Below are 26,384 nucleotides of genomic sequence, written 5' to 3'. Positions count from 1 at the left end.
GAGCTCCCGGCGTGTGGTGGTCGGCGTCATGCTTTATGCTAATATTCCTCTTGTTTAAGGACATTCTTCGGCCGGCGGCGGATCTGTTCCTTGAACAGCGGCTCGACGTTCGGTTCGACGATCCACCCGAAACCGCGTTTGATCCAGGGCGAGGACAGCACCCAGGTCAAAATGATGCCAAGAGGAATCAGCAGCAGTTTACCTCCAGTCGACTGGAAGGTGGCCTCGAGCCACCCGTTATACTGCATTGTTTTGACGATAAATCCGTGCAGCAGAAAAACGTACATGGTATAAAGTCCCCGTTCCGAATAGGGCTGCCTCGTCTCCGGAATGATGGAAAGTAAGCATAGACCCATCAGGGCCGTGAAGGCATAGGTCAGTATTCGGTAAAGTCCGGCGTTCCAAGATTCCAAACCGAATTCCAGATATGGCATGGCACCGTAGAACCAGCTGGCGTTTGTTTGCAGAATGGGTGTCAGGCCATGCAGCAAGGCAAATCCGCCGGTGAGGATGGCAATGGACAGCAGCTGAAATGATCGGGTTTTGAAGGCGTTTAGCCACTCCCTTTTGAAATAATATCCAATGAGAAAAAAAGGCAGGAAATACAGCGTGCGCGAAATGCTCGCGTAATAATCCACGTCGATCGAGTATCCGAGCAGGACCGACAACGCGATGCAGATGATCAGCGGATATTTGAGCATCAGCAGGTATGGCAGAAGCATTTTCCACAGTATCATGCTGAAGAGGAACCACAGAATCCAGTAGGGGTAAAAATAGGTGAAGTCGAGCCGATCCAGTCCCTGCATGTAATAGTCGAACAAGGTGTACAGCGTCTCGAAAATGAAGTACGGCACGACCAATCCCGACAGCAGGCTGATGTAGTATTTGGGGTATTGGATGTGTTTGGAGAAATAACCCGCCGCGAAAATAAACAGCGGCATGTGAAACGAGTAAATGAACTGATAAACCGTTCCTATCCAGGGATCGCCGTTAAACGGCTCTATGAGGTGCCCCACGACCACCAACAGGATCAGTATGAATTTGAGGTTATCAAAATAGACGTCTCTCTCTTTCATCTGGCAACCAGCTCCTTTGGGTTTGACGTTCCAATGAAGTTTCGTTTTAGTATATCGGATGGCAGTGGGGCTTTCCATGGTTGAAGTTGGAAGGGGGCTTGGGTTTAGGGTATTGATCTTGAGCTGTGTTCTAAGCTGTGAAGGTACGAATTAAGCGTGAAGATATCGTTTAAAAGATAATGAAATATTCGCTTGACGGAGACGTCTGTAACTGGGCAAGAGGGGATCAGCCTCGGAATGAAGGTATCTGAAATACCGGATTCCCCTCAGTCGGCTCATCTTCTTTCAGACAGGTGCTTCGTGCCGCTTCTTTGCAGGCGATTGGTGTTACCGTCTTAATAACCAATTTATTGGTTGTTGTAAACGGTGAAATCGATGGCGGGAGCGCTAGTGTAAAACTGGGGTGCATTTGTCATGATGGATAATCAAGTACGGCCGTAAGCTCGATTAGTACTTATATTTAATATGATTTGTACTTTTTCTACAGGGTTAGACGGCCTTTAGGTTGAAGCTCCATTACTTTGACAAAAACCATTTTATTGTCGAACGACTGGTCGGGACATGTTACAATAGATTCATTCGGGAAAATGCGGAAATGGAGACGATAGTTAGAAATGAACATTCGTAAAGCGATCATACCAGCTGCAGGATTAGGTACGCGATTCCTGCCGGCCACGAAAGCGATGCCGAAAGAAATGCTTCCTATTGTGGACAAGCCAACGATTCAATATATTATTGAAGAAGCGGTTGCATCCGGTATTGAAGATATTATTATCGTTACTGGTAAGGGGAAACGGGCAATTGAAGACCATTTCGACTCGTCCTTTGAGCTCGAGCATAATTTGGCGGGGAAAGGAAAATGGGAGCTGCTGGAGGAAGTCCAGAAGCCGTCGAACTTAGCTGACATTCATTATATCCGACAAAAAGAGCCAAAGGGCCTAGGGCACGCAATATGGTGTGCGCGGAAGTTCATAGGGGACGAGCCGTTTGCGGTGCTGCTCGGTGATGATATTGTGGAGTCGGAAGTGCCGTGTCTGAAACAAATGATAAAGGTTTACGATACATATCAATCGGCTGTTGTAGGAGTACAAACCGTTGACTGGGATGAAGTCAATCGCTACGGTATTGTTGATGGCCTTAGAAAATCCGAAAGAATTTATGAAACGACAAGGCTTGTTGAGAAGCCTTCGCGAGAAGAAGCCCCGTCCAACCTAGCAATCATGGGACGCTATATTTTGCCTTCTGTTATTTTTGATATACTGGAGGATCAAGAAGCTGGGAAGAACGGGGAAATTCAGCTAACCGATGCCCTATCGGTATTAGCCCATCGAAGCCCCATCTTAGCTTATAATTTCGCGGGGATTCGTCACGATGTCGGAGAGAAGATGGGGTATATTCAGACCAGCATTCACTATGCACTGCAGCGTGAGGATTTACGTGAAGATTTGCTTGCCTACATGAGTAAAATAATGGAGAAAGTAAGATAGTCTCTACATTCATAACAAAAAAATAGCGGGTACGTTCCAGGTAGATCCTATTAATCTACCGTAACGTACCCGCTATTTGATTTAGAATTGCAGATCCGCCAATTGCTTGATGTTTTGCTCTGCATTCGGATCAACCTGCTTTAACTTCACAAGCAGAGACTCATCACTCTGTCCTTGCTTCTGAAGTGCAGCGAGGTACCATCTAACAATCTCTTGAGCAGATGATTGCGACAGATCGTCCTGAATGCCGATTTTGAGCACATTTACTGCTTGCTCCGGCTGATTCATCATGTAATGCATCTTGCCTGCATGGAGGATCATTTCCGGAGTATTTTCAAACGGATTCCCTTGAAGTTGTCCTTCCGGCAGCGTTTTAAGATGCTGAATGCCTTTCTGGACTTTTGCGAAAGCATCGGTTGCATGTTCGAAGTATTCATCTTTTTTAGCGTGGTCGCCCGTTCCGAGAGCTTTCATGCCAAGTTCATAACCTTGGAGGATAATGTCCTGGTACCATTCGATATCCCAATTGAATTTATGCGCGTTCTGAATCAAGACATCATATGCTAGTTCCGGCTGTTGTTTCATTTCATATGTCTTGATGAGACTCCGAAGAATTGATTTGTTGTATGGCTCGTTTGCTAGTGCCTTGTTCAGCAAATCTACCGACGCATTATAGAAGCTTTCATCCTGGTTCTGCTGGTAGACTGCCTGATATAGCGATGCTAACATCAGTACGGAATCCGGATGGCTTGAGCGGATGCTGAGATCTTTGTCCAGTGGTGCTTTGATCTCTTCGAAAGAATTGCTAACCTGGACAACTCTGTGAGCATCCAGTGCTGCATCGGCGGCTTGCACATAACGAATCGATGTAACCAATACCAATATAGCACCGAGCCCGAAGACTGCACTAAAGACGCTTCTATAAGTAGAATCGTTTACCTTCCATTTGACGAGCGGTTTATGTTCCATGAATGCCGCCATACCGCCGAGCCCCAGGAATACGAGAATCCCCATAAACACATAACTCATGTTAAAGTCCAAAATACTGTGCATCAGAATGGAAAGCACGATAATGAGATACAGGAAGTGGCTGTTACGATCTTCCTCGGTTCCCTTCATGTAGCCGCGAATATATTTATAGAAGATATACAAGATAAATGCCATGAAAATCACAAAGCCGAGAATACCAACCTCGACGAGATACTGCAGGAAGAAGTTATGAGCCTGACGGCTCGTATACGGGTTGTTCTGATACTGCTCGTAAAGCGAGGCCCAGGCACCGCCGCCTGCACCGATAATCGGATAATCCGCAAGAACCTTCATCGCATCTTTATAGAAAGTGAAACGCTCCAGAACACTATGCTGGTTAAAGTTTATGTTCTCCAAGCGGACGCTAATGTTTTGCGGCAAAATATTTTTGAGGCCAGTCCCAATAAACAGGAAGATCAACAGGCCACCAATCACCGTAGATCCAATCGGAATCCATAAGCTGGAGCCTTTTTTAGAGGACCAATTCCCCAAGGCCTTGTCCAGTTTCGGAGCGACAAAGCTCTGAATTGCCCACCCGATCAGTCCTACGACCGCCGATGAACCAATCAGGATTCCCCATCCCTGTAACGCTCCGCTGCCGCTAAACGTTTCATTCAACTGCAGTCCCAGTTCTGTCACGGATTTAGAGATTAAGAGCGATGCGACGCCGGCAATGCCGCAGTATAGGATCCATAGCAGCTGTTGAGCAGGCTTTAGGAACAACAGCAGTAGAACAAATACAACCGGCAGCATGACCAGACCGCCACGGGATAGCGTCAAGAGCAGCGACACAATGATCGGTACGAGCATGAAGCTATGGAACGCCTTACCGTACCACTTTCGTGAAGCAGTAATGCAGAATACAGCTGCAAATAGGAATGCCATCAAAAAGGCAGCGTATGTATTGGCATACTGGAATACGGAAGTAAGACGTAAACCGTTGGAATCTGTCATGACGGCATGAGTGTATGTTCCGTTAAGCACGGTGTTGGAGAACCATTTTGCGATCGCACCGGCTGTCTTGCCCTGGCCGAACCAATTTAGGAGGCCGAAACCAACAATAAGGTAGGCGACCGTCATGATGGTATTTTGGATGATTCGATTTCCCAACTTGTCACGAAGCGTATATAACCCAATGACAAACATCGTTGCGTAAATACAGTTGATGATCACCATGTTCATAGCAAGAACCTGGGATGCAGCGCTAATTAACGAAATTAAGTATGTTAGGGGCAGAAGAAGTACGCCCACAGCTAACCAGTCACGCTGATCTTTCAATTGAATGTTCTTGAAGGAATGAGCGATCCAGAGCAGTAGCAATAGGCAGGATAAAAACGATGCCCAAAAAATAGGCTTTTCAAAAGTTAACTGCTGTCCGTTAAATAATGCCGTTTGGAATGGCGTCCATGCTAGAAAAAGAATGATTCCTACTAATAACACCCAAAATAAAGCTGAACTTTTCTCTCTATTCCTCGACTCAGCGGCTTTTTTGCCGTATACTGGTTTCGACAACGTAATTAGCTCCTTTTCTTGTAGATACGACAATATTCTAGCACAGGTAATACCGTAGGAGCTAGAGATCAGGATATAAGTATAATTTTTCGAACTGATATTAATAGAACATTTTGTTATGTAATAAAAAATTGGTCAGGTGTAATGGAGAATGTGAAATGATGAAGAATTATATTGCGAACTTTCTAAAGTATACGAATTTATTGAAGTTGTTAGTAATCAAAGATGTGAAAATAAAATATAAACGCTCAGTCTTAGGGGTTTTTTGGAGTGTATTAAACCCTTTGTTTACTATGATTATAATTACATTAGTATTTCAAGAATTATTCAAATTTAATGTAGAAAATTTTGCAGCCTATGTTATAAGTGGCCAAGTATTATTTTCTTTTTTCTCAGACTCTACTTCGTTAGCAATGACTTCTATTTACTCTTCTGGGCAAATAATCAAGAAAATATATGTTCCAAAATACATATTCCCATTGTCTAAAGCCATTTATTCACTGGTTAATATGTTGTTTTCTTTTTGTGCAGTACTTATCGTTTGTATAATTACAGGAGTTCATCTCGAATATACAGTCATTTATAGTATCGTGTCTATTTTATATTTGTTTGTATTTAGTGTTGGGGTTGGTTTGATTTTGAGTAGCCTTGTAGTGTTTTTTAGAGATATTGAACATATCTATGGTGTCCTAATTACTGCTTGGATGTACGCAACTCCAATCATTTATCCGATGAACATAATGCCGGATAAATTTATGGTTTTATTATTGAGTAATCCACTGTTCTATTTTATAACACATTTTAGAGAATCATTATTATATGGTCATGTTCCGCCTCTTGAACTTAATGTTCAATGCGCAAGTTACGCCATTGTGACACTGTTCGCTGGTCTTTATTTATTCAAGAGAAAACAAGATAAATTCATATTATATATTTAAGGAGTAACATTGTATGGCTGTAAATGAAGCGATTGTTGACATTCAAAATGTTTCTATGTGTTTTAATATGACTACTGAAAAAATCACCACCTTTAAAGAATATTTGATCAAAAGATTCAAAAATCAAATATCCTACACTGAATTTTGGGCGCTTAGTGATGTGAGCTTTCAAGTACAGAGAGGAGAACTTTTTGGGATATTAGGTTTAAATGGAGCGGGTAAAAGTACACTGTTAAAAATCGTAGCTGGTGTTTTAAAACCAACAAAAGGTCGAGTTAATGTTTTTGGGAAGATGGCCCCACTAATAGAACTAGGAGCAGGTTTTGATACGGAACTGACTGCAAGAGAGAATATATATTTAAATGGTGCAATACTAGGATTCAGTAAGAAAGAGATGGATTCAAGATTTGATGACATAGTTTCTTTCTCTGAATTAGAACAATTTATTGATGTCCCTGTTAAGAATTTTTCATCCGGTATGTATGCAAGATTAGGATTTGCAATTGCCACATCAACAACGCCTGAACTATTGATAGTAGATGAGATATTATCCGTAGGGGATTTTAAATTTCAACAAAAATGCGAAGAAAAAATAAACGAAATGGTTAATAAGGGAACCAGCGTCTTACTTGTATCACACTCAATGGATCAGATACAAAGCTTGTGTACAAGTGGAGTTATATTAGAAAAAGGTCAAGTCATTAGGAGGGGTAATATATCAGACCTTTGTACTTTTTACTATTCTAAATATAGCTAGAATGGACGGAGGATATAAAAATTGTTTCTAGTAACAAGCATTTATTATGCTCTATTGAAATTTTGTATTCGTTTTACAATAAAATATAATCTTTTTTGGGTATTTAAGGAGTTAAGTGTCAATTGGTATAATAAATGGATTGCTGAAAATGAAAAATTGCCTTCTGAACAATCTGAAATTGTTATGGATTATAAACCTATTATATCAATTATTTTGCCTGTATATAATGCAAAACGCGGTCATTTAATTGAATGTATAGAATCAGTAATTAAACAAACTTATCCATACTGGGAGTTATGTATAGCTGATGATTGTTCTACACTCCCTCATGTGAGGGAAGTACTAGAGGAATATAAATCAAGAGATGAAAGAATAAGAGTTGTCTATCGTGAACAAAATGGGCATATTTCTGCCTGTAGTAATAGTGCGTTTGAATTAGCTAATGGTGAATTTATAGCTCTGCTGGATAATGATGATATCTTGTCTCCAATCGCATTATTCGAAGTGGTTTCAGAAATCAATAAATTCCCAAATGTAGATATAATCTATAGTGATGAAGATAAATTATTAGGAAACACTAGGACCCAACCATTTTTCAAAAAAAATTGGAACCCTAAATTACTGTTTTCGCTAAATTATTTTTGTCATTTAGTAGTGTACAGGACAACAATAATTGAAAAATTAGGTGGCTTTAGGGTCGGGTATGAAGGTGTTCAGGACTGGGATCTTGCCATTCGTGCTGTACAGGTTTCCTCTGTAATTAGACACATACCTAAAGTTTTATATCATTGGAGAATCTCACCAACATCTACTGCTGGAGGAGAAAGACGGAAGCCCTACATCAAAAAACAACGAAAAAAAATGCTTTCTGAATATAAATAAATAGAAGGTGATCTATTTGGGCATTAATTTGCTACTTAAAAAGTCAGTATCTACACTTAAATATGAGGGAACTATATCTTTTTTAAAGAAATCTTATGGCTATACTAAAAGAAAACTATTAAGGGCTCAAATGCAATTGAATGATAGGAATCATTTTAAAGATGTCCTTTTTATAAACGGATGTTCTCTTCCACATCCGCCTAGATATAGAATCGATCATCAAATAGAACAATTACATTATAATGGGTATTCGTGCGATAGTGTTTATTATGAGAATCTAACGATTGATATGGTGAATTATTATAGAGCATTTGTGTTTTTTCGGTGTCCGTTCACTGAAACTGTTGGACAATTAATTGAAAAAGCTAAGTATTTTAATAAAAAGATATTTTTTGATATTGATGATTTGGTTATTGATCAGAAGTATGTAAAGACAATTGATCATTTAAAGACGATGAGCAAGGAAGAATATGAGATGTATATGGATGGAGTGATTCGGACTAAAAAAACTCTATCTATGTGTGACTATGCAATTACTACAACAAGTAGACTCTCAAATGAACTTGGAAATTATGTAAGTGAAGTGTTTATAAATAGGAATGTTGCATCTGAAAAGATGGTTAGTATTTCTTTAGATGCATTAAAGAGAAAGGAAATTAGTGGACTAAACACTCGAAACAATGAGAAAATTATTTTAGGTTATTTTAGTGGTAGCATAACTCACAACGAAGATTTTAATTTAATCATTGATCCAATCAAGCGAATGTTTGATAAACATAAAAACTTGTATCTGAAAGTTGTTGGTATTTTAGATATCCCAGAACAACTGAATGATTACTCTGATAGAATTATTTTTGAGAAATTTACAGATTGGACAAATCTACCTGAAATCATATCCAATGTGGATGTTAACTTAGCTCCCTTAGTCTCATCTATATTTAATGAAGCGAAATCCGAAAATAAATGGATGGAGGCGGGGCTTGTTAAAGTACCTACTATTGCAAGCAATGTAGGGGCCTTTAATGAGGTAATAGTACATGAAAGAAACGGAATACTTTGCGATTCAGCTAAAGACTGGCTGTATTATTTAGATAAATTAATAGTTGATAGCAGTTATCGTTCTAGAATCGGTTTGCAGGCCTTTAATGATGTTATGGATGGGTGGACTACATTAGGAAGTGGTTATGGGTTATTTGAATTTATAGAATCTAAATTAAATGATAATATCGCTTTTGTATTACCATCAACACAAATAAGCGGTGGGGTTAATGTTGTAATTAAACATTGCAATATACTACGGAATAACGGAATAGATGTCACAATAATTTCTATGAGCGATGATGATGAAAATATCATAAATAAAGATGGTGAGACTATAGTGATATCCTATCATCGTCACTCTTTTCATGGGCTATTTAGAAAGTGCGTTGCCACATTGTGGTCAACTACCGATTTTTTGTATTCATATTCAAAAATAAAAGAAAAATACTATTTAGTACAGAATTTCGAAACTCGTTTCTATGAACCTGGAAATGAGATGAGAATTTGGGCGAACTTAACCTATAACTCCTTCTCAGATATCAATTATATAACCATCTCTAAATGGTGCGAATCATGGTTGGAAAATAGGTACAAAAAGAAGGTAGAGTATGCACCAAATGGAATTGATTTATCATTGTTCACCTACAAGGAGAGAACGTTTGAAGGCAAGATAAGGATACTTGTGGAAGGTAATTCCAATGATTATTATAAAAACGTTGATGAGAGCTTCAAAATAACAAATAAATTGGATCCTTCAAAATTTGAAATTTGGTACTTATCGTATAGTGGAAAACCCAAGGATTGGTATCGGGTAGACAAGTTCCTAAATAAAATACCTTATGATGAGGTCAGTAAAATATATTCCGAGTGCCATATATTACTTAAATCAAGTCTATTGGAAAGTTTCTCCTATCCACCACTGGAAATGATGGCAACAGGGGGGATAGCAATTGTTGCCCCTAATGAGGGGAATATCGAATATTTAATGCATTCTGAAAATTGCTTGTTATACGAACAAGGAAATATTGACGAAGCATTACATATGATTGAATTGGTTTGTAGTGACCATAATCTTCGTAGTCAAATTATTAAAAACGGAGTTAGAACTGCAGAGCAAAGAAATTGGGTATCTATTGAGCAAGAAATTTTGAAGTTGTATGGTTTTCAAACTACTAAGGGAGAAGATTATGCAAAAATTTAAAAGAATCTTTTTTCTAGTTCTGTTACTGCTATTAATTATCTTTGTGTATGTAGGAAATATAGGCAAGATTGAGTTAAGCATTGATCAATCTCTTAGTAATGATACAGTGGGAGGAATTTCGGATGGTATCGAAATCGAACAGTCCTTTTACTCTTCTGTAAATAATATAAGTGGTTTTTCAATTAAGTTTGGAACATATATGAGGGAAAATTCAGGTGATATAGTAATTGGAATTAAAAGAGCGAAAACGAGGAAGATAATTTATTCTACAACTGTTAAAGCTAAAAGCATTGTTGATAATGCATATTTTGATTATCGTTTCCCTCCAATTACGGTATCTAAAGGAAAAGAGTATATTTTATTTATAAAATCCAACGGCAGCCCAGTGGATAAGTCAATCACTGTTTATAAATCATCTAAAGATCATTATAAAGACGGTAGCCTTTTTCAAAATGGTGTTCGAATGGATGGAGACTTAGTATTTAGAGTTGTTTATAATAAAACATTATTCTAACTAACTAAGTAAGATTTATTTAAAGCTTTACTTAAATGGGGTGCCATTGTGGGAGTTACGAAGGATTCGAGTTTTAAGATTGAAATGTTTTTTTTAAAGGTCATGTTGTTTATTGGTTTATTGTTAGTTTTTATTGTTCCTCCGTTCCAAATGGCTGATGAGGATAGTCATTTTAAAAAAGCTTATCTTGTCTCGCAATTTTCTATTCTGCCTGATAATGTCGACGGAGTTATTGGAAGCTATATACCTAATGAAATATTAGAGTTTGAAGATTCTCATCGTTACATGATTAATGCGCTAGATGAGAAATACAGTTATAGTAAACTTTATGGGTACTTCTCATTAAATACTGAGTATACTGAAAAGTCTTATGTGGGGTACAGTACAGCAAAGACAAATCCCATACTGTATATTCCTCAAGCGGGTGCAATGCTATCTTTCGAGCTATTAATGAAAGTACTTAATCTAGGAGAATCTCAATCAATTTCTCCTTTAATGTATATGTATGCAGGAAGAGTAGGGAATCTCTTGTTTTACATGCTTTGCATATACACATCGATCAAATTAATACCATTTTACAAGAGATTACTATTCTTTCTTTCAATAATGCCTATGTCTGTGGGGCTGGCCGCTTCATTAAGTTACGATTCCATGGTTATTGGTCTCTGTTTCCTTACTTTCAGTGTTATTATGAATATTTGTTACAATAAGGATTATACCGGTTTGGGTAGAAATGATGTCATTCTGCTTTCTATAATTTCTATAGTATTAATAGAATTAAAACAGGTGTACTTTCCGTTATTATTACTTCTTATCATGATTCCGAGTATTAAATTTGGCACTTTGAAAAAAAAATTAACTTCCATTGGAATTGTAATGGCTTCAGGTATTATAGGCCATTTAATATGGATTATAATCTCGAAAAATACAACTGCTGCTCCTGGAGCAGAATCTTTTATGAAGGAACAATTGATTTTTATTATCAATCATCCATTTGAATATGCAGGAATCATTTTAAGAACTATTTCTGAACTAAAGTTTTTTTATTTAAATAGTTTTGTAGGTAATTTAGGCTGGTTGGATACTAACTTCCCTCCTATATTCATTGTGCTATATTTCCTATTGCTTTTATTCATTGCTTTTATAGACACAAATCATGAAATAATTATAAGCTGGAGAAATAAAATCTATGGTTTTTTGGTATTTATTCTAATATTTTTATTAGTTGAGACCTCCCTCTATTTAATATGGACATCGTTACCGGAAATTGGGGGGATTGGCCATGAAATTGTTTCAGGAGTGCAAGGTAGATACTTTATTCCATTTTCACTTTTGGCTTTTATTCTTTTATACTCTAACCATTATTTGAAGGACTGGAAGAGCAGGGCGTGTAATGCACTTGATCAATTAATAGTTCCAATTTCTTATTTTACAACTGCTTTAATGACGTTTATTTTAATTATTCGGTATTGGATACCATAAAAACGGTGGTTATTAGAAATTAGCATTCTGCTAAAGTGAAACAGTTTGTGGCGTGAACTTTTGTATTATAAGATAAGAGGGCTCTTCGCTAAACTCGTGGTTAAAGGTACGTTTGATAGTATAATAGAGCGATTTGACATGGAGCCTCTGCGGGCATGAGTACTCGTGAAAGACGCGAAGCACAAGGAATTCGCGTTGCTAATCAGCTTATCATGTCCGCCTCTCCATATAAAACCGCGGTATTTTTAACCCACTTCGAGTAGCGAGGAAGCAATAAGAAAAGGTGGCTGGGGATATTTACAAGATACAGGAGTTGTTCAGAGAATTCTATTCATCTATAGAGAGAGCAACTCTGGATTTTATTGGGGATTTATTTTAGTCCTCATACTGTGTACACAGTATGAGGCGGGGCTCTTAAGTATAAGTTTTGTAGTATTAACCTAAGGGACCAATTATATTAATAGCAGCTCATACTCTGGTGCAAAGATAGATTGTTGAACTTCTATTTGTGCATGATGATATACTAATTCCGTTTTAAATTCCGGGAAAATTAAGTATGGTGTTAAGAGGATTACATGCGCTTCATCAGTAGCTGTTTACTGCAATCCCTCTAAGTTGCCTATTGATGAGAATTTGTTTGGTTACTCATATTTCTTATTATGGAGTTTCTAAGTATACACCTGAGAATTACATAAAGATTATTTCTTCATTATGTCAGCTAAAATACACTATACTCAGGTATGCTAATGTTTACGCAAAGCGTCAGAGAGAATAAATGGTGAGGCAGGAGTTATCTCATTTATTACTGACAAATTTCTTAATGGTGATGTTCCAATCATATACGGTGATGGTTAGTGACACTAGCATTAAAGAATTCGTAGGTTGGATATCTCTACCAGAAGTTGCGGCCATTTGCTCATAAGTTTCTTTAAACTTAGAGGAACGACAAAATTTAGCGCTTCCAGTTGTATGTTTGGGGTTGTTGTCATCCCATAGCACAAGGTACAGGAGCAATATACGACAGAGATATTTCAGAGAAAATCCAAAAAATAAATAAACCAAATCCAGATGCGAAGTTGATTACTTTTGATAATGCTTTACTAGGACAATATTTATTGGCTTTTGGGTCAAATACATTTAGTGCATATCTATCCTGATCTAAATGTGTAAAGAAAGATTGATCAGATTGGTCTATAAGCAAGTTTTGAATTAACCTCACCAAACTCATTTACGGTTAATCTTAATATCAATGACTTCCGTTAGCAGAAGCCAAGTATATACTGACAAAAACAAGTTTGGATTTAAAAAAATATTGTAGCTATTGACTATGACAATGCAAGTGGATTATTTATTTACAAATTGAAAGTGAGGGGAAATAAAATGAGGATATTGATAATAATACCTGCCTTTAATGAAGCAGGAAATATTGAGACAACCCTTCAAAAAATAAATAGTATATATAAAACTAGTTTAGATATTCTTGTGATTAATGACTGTTCTACTGATAATACATCACAAATATGCAGAAACTATAACGTTAATCTGATTGATCTCCCTTGCAATCTAGGCATTGGTGGTGCAGTACAAACAGGATATAAATTTGCTTTGAATAATGATTATGATATTGCCATTCAACTAGATGGGGATGGCCAACATAATCCGATATACATTGAAAAGCTCATAAATCCAATTCTTAGTGGTGAGGCTAACTTAGTTATTGGCTCAAGATATATTAATAGAAAAGGATTTCAATCTACTGCAATGAGAAGGTTAGGTATTCGTTATTTTTCCAAACTTTTGGAAACACTTACTGGACAACTAATTACTGATCCTACATCTGGATTCAGAGCATGTGATAAGCGGGTTATCAAACTGTTTTCAAATAGATATCCAGTCGATTATCCTGAACCCGAATCTATTATGTTTTTAAAGCGAAACAACTTAAAAATTATGGAGGTTCCCGTAATCATGGAGCCAAGGTTACAAGGTGCTTCATCTATTACTTCTTTAAAATCCATATATTACATGACCAAAGTATCTCTAGCTATAGTTATAGATCGAATGAGAAAGCAAGTTTCGTAAGGAGGAGCTATGATATCATATAAATTACAGGTTATCTTAATAGCTTCTTCGTTGCTATGTGTAGTTATACTAATAAATCTTTTAAGCAGATACAGACTAGAATTAAAATATTCTATTCTTTGGATCGTCGTTGTAGTGCTATTATTCATACTATCCATATTCCCTAAAGTATTCAGCTTCTTCTCGGAATTGTTGGGCATTGAACTCCCTGTTAATGCATTGTTTCTTTTCTCCATTTTTGGCTTGATATGTATTTCCTTTTCCGCAACATTGGAAATCTCTAAGGCAAATAACAAAATTAAAGATCTGACTCAAGAAATTGGAATTATGAAGAGAAATGTAGAGATATTATCAAAACAAATAATGTTGAAGAGCGAGGATAAGGATGTTTAAAAATAGCAATACGATCAGTTACTTTTTGTTAGGATTAAATATAATAATGCTATCTGGAGGGCAAATACTCTTTAAAGTTGGTTTAGAAAGAATGGGGGGAGTAAACCTTAGTCAATCCTGGAAAGCAATTTTTAATCCAATAGTATTCACGGGTCTACTGCTTTATGTTATTGCTACACTAATCTGGTTTGTTGTGTTATCGAGAATTCCTTTAAGTATAGCCTATCCGGCACAATCAATAGCTTATATTCTGGGTATTTTTGCTGCTATATATATATTTAGTGAACCAGTTTCACTGATGAAGTGGATAGGTGCTTCACTAATATTGCTTGGTGTTATTTTCATAGCCACAAAATAAAAAATCACTTAGGAGCTAACTCAAATGAAAGGTATTATTCTAGCTGGCGGTACTGGCTCACGCTTATATCCTTTAACTAAAGTAACTAATAAACATCTACTTCCTGTTGGGAAGTACCCAATGATATTTCACGCTGTACATAAGCTCAAACAGGCAGGTATACAAGATATCCTCATTGTAACAGGCAAGGAACATATGGGTGACGTTGTAAATTTATTGGGAAGCGGTAGTGATATGGGAGTTACATTCACCTATAAAGTTCAAGATGAAGCAGGAGGGATTGCTCAGGCTTTAGATCTTGCAGAAAATTTTGTTGGAATTGACCAGATGATTGTCATCCTGGGTGATAATGTTTTTGAAGAGGATTTGTCCCCATTTATTAGAAATTTTAAAAATCAGCAACATGGAGCCAAAATTTTAATTCGGCAAGTAGAAGACCCTAAACGATTTGGTGTGCCAGAGCTTCACGGTGATAGAATTATTTCAATTGAAGAAAAACCATCTAATCCGAAATCTAATTATGCAGTTACTGGTATCTATATGTTCGATCATCATGTATTTGATATTGTTAAAACACTAAAACCTTCGGCACGTGGTGAACTTGAGATCACCGATGTTAACAACGCATATATTGCAAAAGGTGAGCTCACTTATGATATTCTAAACGGATGGTGGACTGATGCGGGAACACATGCATCATTGGCAAAAGCTAACGAGTTGGCTCATAATGTCTTATTTCCTGAAGAGTTTGGTAAACTCAAAGTATAGGAGGTAGTTATATGAACGTTACCCCTTTATCATTAAACAAAGCTTTACTTATTGAACCTAAAGTCCACGGCGATCACCGTGGCTTCTTTATGGAAAGCTACAACGATTCCCTTTTTAAACAAAATGGCATCAACTACAACTTTATTCAAGATAATCATTCTTTGTCTGCAGAACCTGGTGTTCTTCGGGGGTTGCATTACCAGTTGGACCCGAAAGCCCAAACAAAACTCATTCGAGTGCTGACTGGAGCGATCTATGATGTAATCGTAGATATTCGGAAGAACTCCCCTACATTTGGTCAATGGGTTGGAGTGATTTTGAGCGAGCATAACAAGCGGCAGCTGCTTGTGCCAAAAGGGTTTGCGCACGGCTTTTGCACGCTCGTTCCCAATACCCAAGTCCTCTATAAAGTGGACGAATATTATTCCCCTGAACATGACCGCGGCATATTATGGAATGATCCGGCACTTGGCATCGATTGGCCGACATCCCAGCCGATTTTATCGGAAAAGGACCAGCGGCATCCGCTGTTGAAAGACGCAGAGATGAACTTTGAGTAAGGGAGATACTTATGAAAATCTTGGTTACCGGCGGTGCCGGTTTTATCGGCAGTAATTTCATTTTATATATGATGCGGCAGCACCCACAGGATGAGATCATCAATCTGGATGCTCTTACGTATGCAGGGAATTTGGAAAATCTGAAATCGGTGGAGAATGAACCGAACTATACCTTTGTTCACGGAGATATCGCTGATAAAAGGAAAGTGGATGAAGTCTTCAAGAGTGGTATCGATGTTGTTGTAAACTTTGCGGCTGAATCCCACGTGGATCGCAGCATCCTGGAGCCGGAGGCATTTGTTAATGCCAATGTTCTGGGTACGCAAGTTCTGCTTGATGCCGCGAAGAGATACGGGGTAACGAAGTTTGTGCAGGTTTCTACGGACGAAGTTTACGGGTCTCTTGGGGAGACAGGACTCTTTAGCGAGACGACGCCGCTTGCACCGAACAGCCCATATTCGGCTAGCAAGGCGGGAGGAGATCTGCTCGTAAGAGCTTATCACGAGACGTTCGGATTGCCGGTGAATATTACCCGCTGCTCCAACAACTACGGACCATATCAATTCCCCGAAAAGCTCATTCCGCTCATGATATCCCGCGCATTACAGGATGAGTCGCTGCCGATCTATGGCGATGGATTGAATATTCGGGACTGGCTGTATGTCGAGGACCATTGCAGTGCCATTGATCTGGTCATTCGACAAGGACGCATCGGCGAGGTTTATAACATCGGCGGCAACAACGAGCGTACGAACATTCATATCGTCCAAACCATTTTGAAGGAGCTTGGGAAGCCGGAATCCCTTATCCGCTATGTGGAGGACAGACCTGGTCACGACCGGCGCTATGGCATAGACCCGACAAAGATTACGGAGGAGCTTGGCTGGAAGCCGAAGCATAATTTCGAGACAGGCATCAAGGAAACGATCCAATGGTACTTAAACCATAAGGAATGGTGGACACGGATCCAGTCTGGAGCTTATCGGGATTATATGGCGAAGCAGTACAGTGGTCGGTTAGGTGATAAAGCATGAGAGTTCTGGTAACCGGAGCAAACGGTCAGCTCGGGCAGGACGTTGTACAGTGTTTTCGTGGGTCGGGGCATGAGGTACAGGGGCTCGGCCGTGCCGAGCTGGATATCACGGATTTGGATCAATGCTTTGATGTCATGTCGAAGAGTCGCCCCGAGGCTGTTATTCACTGTGCTGCATATACAGCTGTGGATGCTGCTGAATCGGATGCCGCCGGTGCTTATCTCGTGAATGCGATCGGAACACGAAATATTGCGCTTGCCGCAGAGAGGGTAGGCGCCAAACTGATTTACATTAGCACGGACTATGTATTCAACGGTAATTCGGACCGGCCGTACTCAGAATACGATCCAACGGATCCGAAGACGGTATATGGTCAATCCAAGCTTGCCGGCGAACAGATGGTACGCGATTTTTGCTCCAAATGGTTTATCGTGAGAACTTCCTGGGTTTTTGGCCTAAATGGCGGTAATTTCGTTAAAACGATGCTGCGGCTCGGACAGGAAAAACCTGTTCTGCAGGTTGTCCATGACCAGAAGGGATCTCCGACCTATACGGTGGACTTAGCCCGCTTCCTGCTGCAACTACTGCCAACTGAGAAATACGGCACCTACCATGCTTCCAATAGCGGATCTTGCACATGGTATGAATTTACGGAGGTTATCTTTGAAGAAGCTCGTGAGCAGATTGGATTAAGCATAACCGCCAAACTGGAACCATGCACCACAGCACAATTTCCACGCCCCGCTCCCCGGCCAGCCTTTTCGGTGATGGATCATCTTGCGATTCGGATCAACCAACTGCAGGATTTACCGCATTGGAGAGATGGGCTGAAGCAGTTTATGGTAGATATGAAGAAGGACCCTGATTTATACTTAAGATGAATACAGCGACTGACAAGACCTGATCTGTAGATCAGGTCTTTCGTTTAGCCAGCTATAGTGTGCTTTATCGGAGGTACGGGGATATGGAAAAGGTACAAGTATTACTATCTACATATAATGGAGCAGCTTATGTTGAAGAGCAGATTCATAGTATTCTTCAGCAGCGCTATCCCTCAATCTCCATGCTCATACGGGATGACGGTTCTTCGGATGAAACGCCCGAGCTTCTAAAGAGGCTGCAAGCTGCATATCCTGATCAGATTAGCATAATGCAAGGGAACAATATCGGCGTCGTGGCAAGCTTTTTTGAATTGCTGCGGAGCTCGGATCCGACTGCTGATTACTTTTGCTTCTGTGACCAAGATGATGTGTGGCTGGATCATAAGGTAGAGTCGGCTGTTGCTCGTTTACATTCAGCGATCCATACGGAAGTGCCTGCGATGATCTTTACGCCTGCTTATCTAACGGATGAACATTTGAATCGCCTAGGTGTATGGCCCAAGCCTCCGGCTAGGGAACCATCCTTCTATAATGCCCTATATGAGAACATCGCGATTGGGGCGACCATTACGATGAATGCATCCGCTCGGAATTTGTTTGTGAACAGTAGGAAAGCTGACAGTCACAGCATCCTAATGCATGATTGGTGGTTCTATCTGCTGGTATCCGCGTTTGGAACGGTAATATATGACCACTCGCCTTCAATGCTATACCGCCAGCACAACCATAATGTAGTAGGCGGAAGCAATACATGGTTTGGTAAATTGAAGAGCAAGTGGGCGAGCTTTAAGAGACATACCGGAAGGGGATTGCTCCGAAAGCAGGCCGAGGAGTTTCGGAAGATTTACGGTGCCCGGTTAAACAATGAACAAAAAGAGCAGCTGGACCTGTTTCTCTCACCACGCCGCAGGATGGCAGAGCGAATCCGATATATCAGACGCAGCAAGCTTCATCGTCAATCCCGTGCCGAAAGCCTTCTGTTTAAATTTTTTATCCTGATAGGTTTTATATGAAGCATGCAGGATTTCCTTGTAATTCCGACATTCCCAACAAACTCTGTGCTATAATGTCGATGAATACTCCCGCCACTTACCTTCGCTAACGCTGCGGTTGAGGTGGGGGTTTCTGATGGTTCATCCCTGCAATTTACGAGACGCTTAACATCAGTGGAGTTGACACGTTGACGGACTGGGTACCGTCCAACCCCGCTATCCCATCGGAACAAGCCTTTGGGAATACTTTCCGCAAGATATTCGCTGCACCGTTCACATCGGCATGGATCAGGCCGTTTCGGCTTCGATATAGCCCGCGATGTACTCGCTTGCCAGAGAAGGTTTGTATAACCCCTCCTTCGAACTTGGGCAGCGGATCACGATCAAGGAAGCTTGCTTGGGAGGTATACGCTTCTTCGGTGAGGATGACCTCAATCCCCAAGCTTTCTGCTTTGTATCGAATCATCGAGACGAGCATCTGATGCGGGATGTGGCAGAAAGACTGATTGTTTCGCCGGCCTAGCTCGGACTGGTTCTTCCATCCCTGATTGTACCCGATAACGATAGTGCCAATCTGCTCTTCCTTGGCAAGCTTCACAATATAGTGGCTCGTCTTGTGGAACATGTCCTTGATTCTCTGGTGACGCTTTAGATGCAGTTGCTCCAGACGCTTGGAGGTATGTGAACCTTCCTTAGGATGCTTCCCTTGCCGGAGAATGCCGGTGTAATGTGCCTTGAGTTTGTTGTAATACTGATTGATCGCTTTTAGCGGCTTGCCCTTCACACAAACGGGTCTGTGACCTGTATTGGTGACGATGGTTGCAAGTCGGTTAATACCCAGATCAATCGCTAGCACATTCCCTTTCTTGACATTAGCCTCTTCTGTGGAGCAAGCAAAGACCAGTTCGACCACGTACTTGCTGTATCTGGGAACGATGCGCACCTGCTTTAATTGTCCGTCGGTATAGCCGAGCTTTCCGATGTTTAGCCGATGTTTAGTCTTGGGGAATTTGAGGTACTTGTGGTCCTTAATCTCGCAATCTTGATTTGTGAGGATGACTTCTCTGGTCTTTGTACGGGTATAGCCAGGAATGCGCGGCCTGCCGGTGTATTTGTTAGGATTTGCACGGTAATCTTTCAGGCACGAGTAGAACGACTGCCAAGTAGAGAACACAAGCTTCATCACCCACTGACTGCTCTGCGTCGGTAGTGCTCTGTAATCTGCTTGATTCATCACCTTGAACAAACAATCGAGGAAAAGGAAATCCATATAAGGTGATTCCCTGGTTGGCATTTCGAACAGGTTACAACGAGAACCCTTGCGCTGATTCGGTGGTTTTTGAAGTTGTTTCTGTAATCTTGACTGATAAGCCTGAAGCTGGCGTTCGTTCATCGGGCCAATATTTGTCTGCAGTGTATCCATGACTTCTTGTTGCAAAGGCTCAAGCGGCTTGTCCTGCCTGAGCGCAGTGTATACCTGCCGGATATAAAAGTTCGTTGTGTTATACAAATTCTTCGCGCCCTGACACATCTGTTCTGCATATGAAAACAGTTGATGGCCAGGTTTGATCCATATTTGATATGTTCTGAATACAGGTTCTGCCACACATTCACCTCCTCCTAGGACACAAACGTACGTTCCCTTCTATTTTACCACATTGGTATGGCTTAAGGAGAGGGATATACAAGAAATTATGTTGATATCGGAGATGTCACCGATTAACCACCCCCTTAGCGCATGCACCGCTTGATGAGGGTGTTCTTTCGATGTAATGTCGATAGATTACTATATTTGTCAGGAGCCATGCAGCAATGGATGTTAGCATTTTAATCGTAAACTACAATACCCGTCAGCTGACGTTGGATTGTTTGCGATCGGTATACGCATCGGAGACCGAATTTACATATGAAGTCATCGTCATTGATAACGATTCGAAGGACGATTCCGTGCAGGCGATTCGCCAGGAATTTCCGCTCGTTAGGTTGATTGAAAATACAGAAAACACCGGCTTCGCCAAAGCCAACAACCAGGGGATGGCAGCGGCGCAGGGACGTTATGTGCTGCTTTTAAATTCCGACACCGTGATCCAGCGGGATACGCTTCAAACGATGGTCGCTTTTATGGACCGTAATCCGATAACGGGCGCCTCGGGCTGCAAAATCATTCTGCCGGACGGTTCCCTGGACAAAGCGTGCAAGAGAGGCTTTCCAACGCCATCCGCTTCCTTTTACTATGCTTTCGGCCTGAGCAAGCTGTTTCCGCATCATCCGCGCTTCAATCAGTATCAGCTGGGCTATCTCGATCCCGATCAGGAGTATCCCGTGGACTGCCTGGTGGGCGCGTTCATGCTGGTACGGCGGGAGACGATTGAGCAGGTAGGCGGGTTGGACGAGACATTTTTCATGTATGGAGAAGATATCGATTGGTGCTACCGGATCAAGCAGGCCGGGTGGGGGATCCACTACTATCCTCGTACGACCATCGTGCATTACAAAGGCGGAAGCGCCCGGCGCCGTCCCTTCAAAATTATTTATGAATTCCATCGGGCGATGATTTTGTTCCATCGGAAGCATTACCGGAAGAAGTACAACATATTGGTTAACGGAGCGGTATATGCAGGCGTCGGATTGAAAATGCTTCTGGCCCTGCTCACGAACCGGCTGAAGCCGATTCGGCCGGCATCGATGCCCTCATCTTCCGGCGGAGTGGAGGTGAAATCATGATCCGCAAGAATCAGGGCTTCTTGACTCGAGTCTATATGTTGACCGACTTTGCCTTCATCCAGCTGTCGTTCCTGCTCGCATGGTGGATCAAGTTCGAAAGCGGTTGGTTCCCATATGAAATGCCGCTTCCTATCGAATCGTACGGGATGTGGAGTTTGGTGTACGGCGGGGTTGCCGTCGCGGTCGGCATCATGATTTCGTTGTATTCACCTAAGCGAAAGAAGCGTTTTGCCGACGAGTTCATGAAGATCTTCCAAATGCATTTTATTGGGATGTTCATCCTGCTCAGCTTGATGTTCTTCGTGAAGGAGGTCAATATCTCCCGCTGGTATCTCGCCATCTACATGCTCCTGAACGTAGCGTCGATCATCTTGTATCGCTATTTTCTGAAGAAGACGCTGAAGCATTTCCGGGAAAAAGGCTACAATCGCCAGTTCGTCCTCATCGTGGGTGCTGGAACGCTGGGCAAGCGGTTCTATAAAAATCTGCAGCAGTACCCTGAACTCGGTTACGAGGTGATCGGGTTTCTGGACGATTACCAGCAATGGAGCGAGCTGGAGGAGAGACGCTTCAAGCCGATCCTTGGATCGGTCAGCGACCTGGATAACGTCTTGAACGAAAAGCTTATTGATGAAGTTGTGCTGGCCTTGCCGCTCAATGCCCATCACAAATATCCCGAGATCATTGCAGCCTGCGAGAAGGCGGGCGTGCGTACGCTCATCATCCCGGACTTTTTCGATTATCTTCCGGCCCGGCCGGTATTCGACAACTTTGCGGGCATGCCGATGATCAATGTGCGGGATATTCCCCTGGATCTGGCCGCGAACCGGCTATTTAAGCGGGCGTTCGATATTGTCTTTTCACTGGTGGCGATTATCCTGACGCTCCCGGTCATGGTCGGGATTTTCATCGGCATCAAGCTGACCTCGCCCGGGCCGGCGATCTTTAAGCAGGAGCGGGTAGGGCTTAACCGCCGCACGTTTAACATGTATAAATTCCGTTCCATGAAGCCGCTGCCGCCAGGCGTAGTCGACACCGGATGGACCGTGGAAAATGACCCGCGTCGCACCAAATTCGGTTCGTTCTTGCGCAAGACCAGTCTCGACGAGCTGCCGCAGTTCTTCAATGTGCTGTTTGGGCATATGAGCGTCGTCGGCCCAAGACCGGAGCGTCCGTACTATGTGGAGCAGTTCAAAGAAGAAATTCCGAAATACATGGTGAAGCACCATGTTCGGCCTGGAATTACCGGTTGGGCGCAGAGCAATGGGCTGCGCGGCGATACGTCGATTGAGGAACGGATTAAGCATGATATTTTTTACATTGAAAACTGGTCCATTCTGTTTGATATCAAGATCATTCTGCGCACGATCCGCAATGGCTTCAAGAATGCTTACTAATCATCCCAACAAAAACCCGCAATTTGGCATGCGCCGAATGCGGGTTTTTTCGTTTGGTGCCTCGGCCTGGCGGGTATTAACCTAGCAAACAGACGAATATGCAACTAGACTACGGTGAGGCGGGGATAATATGAGGCGAGTAGCGACGGTTGGTGCATTGTTCTCGGTAATAGTGATACTTATGCTGAGCTATATCCAAGATGGTTCGGAAGAGCGGCAGGGCTTTACGGCCTATCGTCTAATTGCCCATGCAGCGGGGAGTATCGGAGATCAGCCGTATACGAATGCATATGAGGCGATGGTCGCTAATTATAAGCAGGGCACCCGGGTATTCGAGATCGACTTTATGCTGACGGCTGATCGAAAGGTCGTAGCACGGCATGAGTGGACGGCGAGCATGAGCGAACAGCTTGGCCAGCTGGATCAGTTGCCGAAGGAGAAGCAGGGGGCACGTCTGACCCACGAGGAGTTTATGGAGACGCCGATATTGGAGCGATACCAGCCGATGGATGTGGATGCGGTGATGGATTTGATGGCCAGCGTTCCGAATATCTATATCGTGACCGATACGAAAGAACAGAAGGATGAAGACATCCGGCTGCTCTTGACGGAGCTGACAGAGGCTGCCTTGGCTCGGGATCCGGCATTGCTTGATCGGGTGGTGATCCAGATTTACAATGAACCGATGCTGGATATGGTGAGGGAGATCTACCCGTTTTCCTCCATCATTTACACGCTGTATGCGACAACAGACTCGCCGGAGCGGATCATTGCGTTCGTGAAAGCGAATCATATCGACGCCGTAACCATGCCGGAGCACCGGGTAAATCCCAACTTTGTCGCGAAGCTGAAGGAAGCGGGGGCCGTCACGTATGTGCACACCATCAACGACGCCAATACGGTGAACAATTATGAAAAATGGGGTGTGTACGGCGTCTATTCCGACCTGCTAACCGAACCGGAGCTGGAAAAGATCAGCCTGCATTATACACTCCAAAAGTAACCGAACTGCTTGTGCGACTCTTCGTGCTGAGCCTGCTCGCGGCCCTGACGCCTCTCCCCTTACCTTCCGGTCATAGCCCTTCCCGGATTTTAACCTGGACGAAACCTTTGTCCGAAAAATGCCCAGCCGACTAATATTCCATACTTCAGTAAGATTTACATAATATGGATGATTGTGATATTATAACGAAGCAGCAAGCATTGTTTGTTTGTACCGAAAATAAAGTATGTGACTCTATGTTTATTCCTCACTAGCATGAATCTCGACTTACCTTCGCCATGTGCCCACATGCAGCCATCCTGCAAGTTTGATCACACTCTGTACTTCTTGTACTTCCGAACTTCTTGTAATTCCGAACTTCTTGTACTTCCGAACTTCTTGTAATTCCGAACTTCTTGTGCTTCCTGAACTACCTGAACTATCTGAACCACCTGAACCACCTGAACTTCCTGAACTTCCTGAACTTCCTGAACTTTCTGAACTTCCTGTGCTTCCTGTACCTCTTGCTCTTCTAACATTTCAAGCATTTCTAACGTTTCTAGCACTTATTGCACTTTTTGCACTTCTTGCACTTTCTGCACTTCCTAAGAACCCGCTAATCCATGTTTTTGAAAAGGGCCCTTAACATCCAGATGTTACTGGTTACGTTGCAGTACGTTTGTCCAAGCATGAATACTTGAAGGCTTACTATTCATTCCGTATGGGGAGGGAATCCATCCATGGAAAAAATGATTCAAGATTTCATTGAAAGCAGCAAACAGCAATGGGACGAAGAGTATAAAGAGCAGATGTGGGATTACTTATCCGATATCACCGAGTACGCCCGGTATTCCGTCGTGTACGGCTACATTCGAAAGTTTGCCGCGACTGAGGGGATTTTGGATATGGGATGCGGTGCGGGCAATCTGTACGATCTGCTGACGGAGCAGGAAAAGCCGGCATATGTAGGCGTCGATCTGTCGGAGGAAGCGATCAAAATCGCCTCGAGGAAAACGGACAACCCTATTTTCCATTGCGCCGACATCAATCATTACACGCCGCCGAGATCCTTCGACGTCATCGTCTTTAACGAATCGCTGCAGTATGTCCCGAACACGCCGGCCAAGCTGCTGGAATACGCCGAGTTTCTTACGCCGGGCGGAGTTATCGTCACATCAATGTATTCACACAAAAACCAGCAGGATCCCGATTACGCCATGGTGGAACACAAAATTCAAGAGATCGAGACCTGCGGGTCATTTGAGGTAGTGGATAAGGTGAGCTTGTTCAATCATAAAGCCGGTTTAAAATGGTACGTCCACGTACTGAAACCAAACAACACCGCGAAAAAGTAACACAATAACCGGATGCTTGAAGCTTTGCCCAATCTTCTCCCGCTAACGGGAAGGGTTGGGCTTTTTATGCTCATCGCGTCCCATTCCCTGCAACCGCCATGAAACGGTTTGAGCGCACATCCCTCGCTTCCCCGCCATTACCAAAAAAATGTTCGTATTTTATGCGAACATAAATTGACTTGCATACCGTGCTGGCATAGACTTAATTTAGTATAATAGTAACCCGTGAACGTGGAGGTATGACGCTTGAAAGATTTGATACAATCCTGGCGGCATGTGTTTAAGCTGGATCCCGACAAGGAGATCGCCGACGATGCCCTTGATGCGGTATGCATGTCAGGAACCGATGCGATTATGGTAGGAGGCTCGACCGGCGTTACCTATGAAAATACGGTGGATCTCCTGTCCCGTGTTCGCCGCTATGAGCTGCCGTGCGTGCAGGAGGTGTCCGATCTGGAAGCCGTTGTACCCGGATTTGATCTATACATGATTCCCATGGTGCTGAATACCGGGGATCCGACATGGATACTCGGCCGCCATCATGAGGGAATCGAGCGGTATGGTTATATGATTCCGTGGGAGCTGGTCGTGGCGGAGGGCTATATTGTGCTGAATCCGGATGCGGCCGTTGCCGAGCTGACAGGAGCGAATACCGCGCTGGATGCAAGCTCTGCCGCAGCTTACGCCCAAGTGGCAGACAAGCTCATGCAGCTGCCGGTCGTCTATTTGGAATACAGCGGTGCGTTTGGCGATATGGAGACCGTTCGCAAGGTGCATCGATCGCTTGATCAGGCCCGTCTATTTTACGGCGGGGGAATCACGAACGCAGAGCGGGCTGCTGAGGCTGCGGCATGCGCCGATACCATCATCGTCGGCAACATCGTATATGATGACCTGGAGCAGGCACTGGCGACGGTCAATGCGGTGAAAGGCTGACAC

At 42.3% G+C, this 26,384-nt stretch carries 24 protein-coding genes; 20 read left to right on the top strand and 4 right to left on the bottom strand.

The genetic code is table 11. The features are described 5' to 3' along the window. Window positions 1–38 precede the first annotated feature (38 nt). A complete protein-coding gene (locus tag NST08_RS26740) occupies window positions 39–1,076 on the bottom strand; it encodes an acyltransferase family protein (protein ID WP_341342469.1) in 1,038 nt (345 codons plus the stop codon). Between the two features lie 614 nt (window positions 1,077–1,690). Between NST08_RS26740 and galU the strand changes: the two genes are divergently transcribed. After that, a complete protein-coding gene (gene galU, locus NST08_RS26735) occupies window positions 1,691–2,563 on the top strand; it encodes a UTP--glucose-1-phosphate uridylyltransferase GalU (protein WP_341342468.1) in 873 nt (290 codons plus the stop codon). Window positions 2,564–2,644: 81 nt separating this feature from the next. Here the strand turns inward: galU and NST08_RS26730 are convergent, their stop codons facing one another. Next, entirely contained in the window at window positions 2,645–5,104 is a 2,460-nt protein-coding gene (locus NST08_RS26730) for an O-antigen ligase family protein (RefSeq protein WP_341342467.1), read from the bottom strand. A 158-nt stretch (window positions 5,105–5,262) separates the two neighbouring features. On the opposite strand from NST08_RS26730, the gene NST08_RS26725 reads away from it, so the two are divergent. The 14 genes from NST08_RS26725 to NST08_RS26660 all read left to right on the top strand — a co-directional run bounded on the left by NST08_RS26725 (window position 5,263) and on the right by NST08_RS26660 (window position 19,008). Further along, complete coding sequence (locus tag NST08_RS26725) at window positions 5,263–6,042, top strand: ABC transporter permease (RefSeq protein ID WP_341342466.1); 780 nt, start codon at window positions 5,263–5,265, stop codon at window positions 6,040–6,042. Between the two features lie 13 nt (window positions 6,043–6,055). Next, window positions 6,056–6,799, top strand: a complete 744-nt coding sequence (locus NST08_RS26720) for an ABC transporter ATP-binding protein (protein WP_341342465.1) — start codon at window positions 6,056–6,058, stop codon at window positions 6,797–6,799. A gap of 21 nt (window positions 6,800–6,820) precedes the next feature. Next, window positions 6,821–7,681, top strand: a complete 861-nt coding sequence (locus tag NST08_RS26715; protein ID WP_341342464.1) for a glycosyltransferase family 2 protein — start codon at window positions 6,821–6,823, stop codon at window positions 7,679–7,681. 16 nt (window positions 7,682–7,697) lie between these two features. Continuing rightward, entirely contained in the window at window positions 7,698–9,923 is a 2,226-nt protein-coding gene (locus NST08_RS26710; RefSeq protein WP_341342463.1) for a glycosyltransferase, read from the top strand. Then, window positions 9,910–10,437: a hypothetical protein gene (locus NST08_RS26705; RefSeq protein ID WP_341342462.1), complete on the top strand. Its 528-nt coding sequence runs from the start codon at window positions 9,910–9,912 to the stop codon at window positions 10,435–10,437. Before NST08_RS26710 ends, NST08_RS26705 begins: the two co-directional genes overlap by 14 nt. Before the next feature lie 48 nt (window positions 10,438–10,485). Further along, the gene (locus tag NST08_RS26700; protein ID WP_341342461.1) at window positions 10,486–11,919 is read left to right on the top strand and encodes a DUF2142 domain-containing protein; all 1,434 of its coding nucleotides are present in this window, start codon (window positions 10,486–10,488) and stop codon (window positions 11,917–11,919) included. 1,380 nt (window positions 11,920–13,299) lie between these two features. Then, a complete protein-coding gene (locus NST08_RS26695) occupies window positions 13,300–14,001 on the top strand; it encodes a glycosyltransferase family 2 protein (RefSeq protein ID WP_341342460.1) in 702 nt (233 codons plus the stop codon). Window positions 14,002–14,010: 9 nt separating this feature from the next. Next, on the top strand, window positions 14,011–14,394 hold the full coding sequence (locus NST08_RS26690) for a DUF2304 domain-containing protein (protein WP_341342459.1): 384 nt from the start codon (window positions 14,011–14,013) through the stop codon (window positions 14,392–14,394). Continuing rightward, a complete protein-coding gene (locus tag NST08_RS26685) occupies window positions 14,387–14,752 on the top strand; it encodes an EamA family transporter (RefSeq protein WP_341342458.1) in 366 nt (121 codons plus the stop codon). The genes NST08_RS26690 and NST08_RS26685 overlap by 8 nt, the downstream gene beginning before the upstream one ends. 24 nt (window positions 14,753–14,776) lie before the next feature. Next, on the top strand, window positions 14,777–15,520 hold the full coding sequence (locus NST08_RS26680; RefSeq protein WP_341342457.1) for a sugar phosphate nucleotidyltransferase: 744 nt from the start codon (window positions 14,777–14,779) through the stop codon (window positions 15,518–15,520). Window positions 15,521–15,531: 11 nt separating this feature from the next. Next, window positions 15,532–16,080: a dTDP-4-dehydrorhamnose 3,5-epimerase gene (gene rfbC, locus NST08_RS26675; RefSeq protein WP_341342456.1), complete on the top strand. Its 549-nt coding sequence runs from the start codon at window positions 15,532–15,534 to the stop codon at window positions 16,078–16,080. Window positions 16,081–16,091: 11 nt separating this feature from the next. Beyond that, window positions 16,092–17,114: a dTDP-glucose 4,6-dehydratase gene (rfbB, locus tag NST08_RS26670; protein WP_341342455.1), complete on the top strand. Its 1,023-nt coding sequence runs from the start codon at window positions 16,092–16,094 to the stop codon at window positions 17,112–17,114. Continuing rightward, window positions 17,111–17,995 (top strand): dTDP-4-dehydrorhamnose reductase, encoded by an 885-nt coding sequence (gene rfbD / locus NST08_RS26665; RefSeq protein ID WP_341342454.1) that lies wholly within the window; start codon window positions 17,111–17,113, stop codon window positions 17,993–17,995. Before rfbB ends, rfbD begins: the two co-directional genes overlap by 4 nt. Window positions 17,996–18,078: 83 nt before the next feature. Beyond that, window positions 18,079–19,008 (top strand): glycosyltransferase family 2 protein, encoded by a 930-nt coding sequence (locus tag NST08_RS26660; protein WP_341342453.1) that lies wholly within the window; start codon window positions 18,079–18,081, stop codon window positions 19,006–19,008. A 133-nt stretch (window positions 19,009–19,141) separates the two neighbouring features. Here NST08_RS26660 and NST08_RS26655 read toward each other — a convergent pair whose 3' ends face one another. After that, window positions 19,142–20,593 (bottom strand): RNA-guided endonuclease InsQ/TnpB family protein, encoded by a 1,452-nt coding sequence (locus NST08_RS26655; protein ID WP_028405489.1) that lies wholly within the window; start codon window positions 20,591–20,593, stop codon window positions 19,142–19,144. A gap of 206 nt (window positions 20,594–20,799) precedes the next feature. On the opposite strand from NST08_RS26655, the gene NST08_RS26650 reads away from it, so the two are divergent. From NST08_RS26650 to NST08_RS26640, 3 genes are all read left to right on the top strand, one after another. Beyond that, window positions 20,800–21,711 (top strand): glycosyltransferase family 2 protein, encoded by a 912-nt coding sequence (locus NST08_RS26650; protein WP_341342452.1) that lies wholly within the window; start codon window positions 20,800–20,802, stop codon window positions 21,709–21,711. Continuing rightward, on the top strand, window positions 21,708–23,108 hold the full coding sequence (locus tag NST08_RS26645) for an undecaprenyl-phosphate glucose phosphotransferase (RefSeq protein ID WP_341342451.1): 1,401 nt from the start codon (window positions 21,708–21,710) through the stop codon (window positions 23,106–23,108). The genes NST08_RS26650 and NST08_RS26645 overlap by 4 nt, the downstream gene beginning before the upstream one ends. A 130-nt stretch (window positions 23,109–23,238) precedes the next feature. Then, complete coding sequence (locus tag NST08_RS26640; protein ID WP_341342450.1) at window positions 23,239–24,111, top strand: phosphatidylinositol-specific phospholipase C/glycerophosphodiester phosphodiesterase family protein; 873 nt, start codon at window positions 23,239–23,241, stop codon at window positions 24,109–24,111. Between the two features lie 311 nt (window positions 24,112–24,422). Here NST08_RS26640 and NST08_RS26635 read toward each other — a convergent pair whose 3' ends face one another. Then, a complete protein-coding gene (locus NST08_RS26635; RefSeq protein WP_341342449.1) occupies window positions 24,423–24,638 on the bottom strand; it encodes a hypothetical protein in 216 nt (71 codons plus the stop codon). Window positions 24,639–24,830: 192 nt separating this feature from the next. Here NST08_RS26635 and NST08_RS26630 point away from each other — a divergent pair, with 192 nt between their 5' ends. Both NST08_RS26630 and NST08_RS26625 read left to right on the top strand, forming a co-directional pair. After that, window positions 24,831–25,445, top strand: coding sequence for a class I SAM-dependent methyltransferase (locus tag NST08_RS26630; protein WP_341342448.1), 615 nt, complete (start codon window positions 24,831–24,833; stop codon window positions 25,443–25,445). A 246-nt stretch (window positions 25,446–25,691) separates the two neighbouring features. Then, a complete protein-coding gene (locus NST08_RS26625; protein ID WP_341342447.1) occupies window positions 25,692–26,381 on the top strand; it encodes a heptaprenylglyceryl phosphate synthase in 690 nt (229 codons plus the stop codon). Window positions 26,382–26,384 lie beyond the last annotated feature (3 nt).

Origin of the sequence: Paenibacillus sp. FSL K6-1566, assembly GCF_038050475.1 — a bacterium.
Lineage (GTDB): Bacteria > Bacillota > Bacilli > Paenibacillales > Paenibacillaceae > Paenibacillus_AQ > Paenibacillus_AQ lactis.
Note: the sequence above shows the minus strand (reverse complement) of the source record. Positions and strands in the feature narration are given on the sequence as shown.

Excerpts from the sequence above, each read along its gene's own strand:
- rfbC (WP_341342456.1), top strand. The coding sequence starts at position 15,532 with ATGAACGTTACCCCTTTATCATTAAACAAAGCTTTACTTATTGAACCT.
- NST08_RS26660 (WP_341342453.1), top strand. The coding sequence starts at position 18,079 with ATGGAAAAGGTACAAGTATTACTATCTACATATAATGGAGCAGCTTAT.
- NST08_RS26640 (WP_341342450.1), top strand. The coding sequence starts at position 23,239 with ATGAGGCGAGTAGCGACGGTTGGTGCATTGTTCTCGGTAATAGTGATA.
- NST08_RS26695 (WP_341342460.1), top strand. The coding sequence starts at position 13,300 with ATGAGGATATTGATAATAATACCTGCCTTTAATGAAGCAGGAAATATT.
- NST08_RS26635 (WP_341342449.1), bottom strand. The coding sequence starts at position 24,638 with ATGCTTGAAATGTTAGAAGAGCAAGAGGTACAGGAAGCACAGGAAGTT.
- NST08_RS26705 (WP_341342462.1), top strand. The coding sequence starts at position 9,910 with ATGCAAAAATTTAAAAGAATCTTTTTTCTAGTTCTGTTACTGCTATTA.
- NST08_RS26650 (WP_341342452.1), top strand. The coding sequence starts at position 20,800 with ATGGATGTTAGCATTTTAATCGTAAACTACAATACCCGTCAGCTGACG.
- NST08_RS26680 (WP_341342457.1), top strand. The coding sequence starts at position 14,777 with ATGAAAGGTATTATTCTAGCTGGCGGTACTGGCTCACGCTTATATCCT.
- rfbD (WP_341342454.1), top strand. The coding sequence starts at position 17,111 with ATGAGAGTTCTGGTAACCGGAGCAAACGGTCAGCTCGGGCAGGACGTT.
- NST08_RS26690 (WP_341342459.1), top strand. The coding sequence starts at position 14,011 with ATGATATCATATAAATTACAGGTTATCTTAATAGCTTCTTCGTTGCTA.
- NST08_RS26720 (WP_341342465.1), top strand. The coding sequence starts at position 6,056 with ATGGCTGTAAATGAAGCGATTGTTGACATTCAAAATGTTTCTATGTGT.
- NST08_RS26740 (WP_341342469.1), bottom strand. The coding sequence starts at position 1,076 with ATGAAAGAGAGAGACGTCTATTTTGATAACCTCAAATTCATACTGATC.
- galU (WP_341342468.1), top strand. The coding sequence starts at position 1,691 with ATGAACATTCGTAAAGCGATCATACCAGCTGCAGGATTAGGTACGCGA.
- NST08_RS26630 (WP_341342448.1), top strand. The coding sequence starts at position 24,831 with ATGGAAAAAATGATTCAAGATTTCATTGAAAGCAGCAAACAGCAATGG.
- NST08_RS26685 (WP_341342458.1), top strand. The coding sequence starts at position 14,387 with ATGTTTAAAAATAGCAATACGATCAGTTACTTTTTGTTAGGATTAAAT.
- NST08_RS26725 (WP_341342466.1), top strand. The coding sequence starts at position 5,263 with ATGATGAAGAATTATATTGCGAACTTTCTAAAGTATACGAATTTATTG.
- rfbB (WP_341342455.1), top strand. The coding sequence starts at position 16,092 with ATGAAAATCTTGGTTACCGGCGGTGCCGGTTTTATCGGCAGTAATTTC.
- NST08_RS26645 (WP_341342451.1), top strand. The coding sequence starts at position 21,708 with ATGATCCGCAAGAATCAGGGCTTCTTGACTCGAGTCTATATGTTGACC.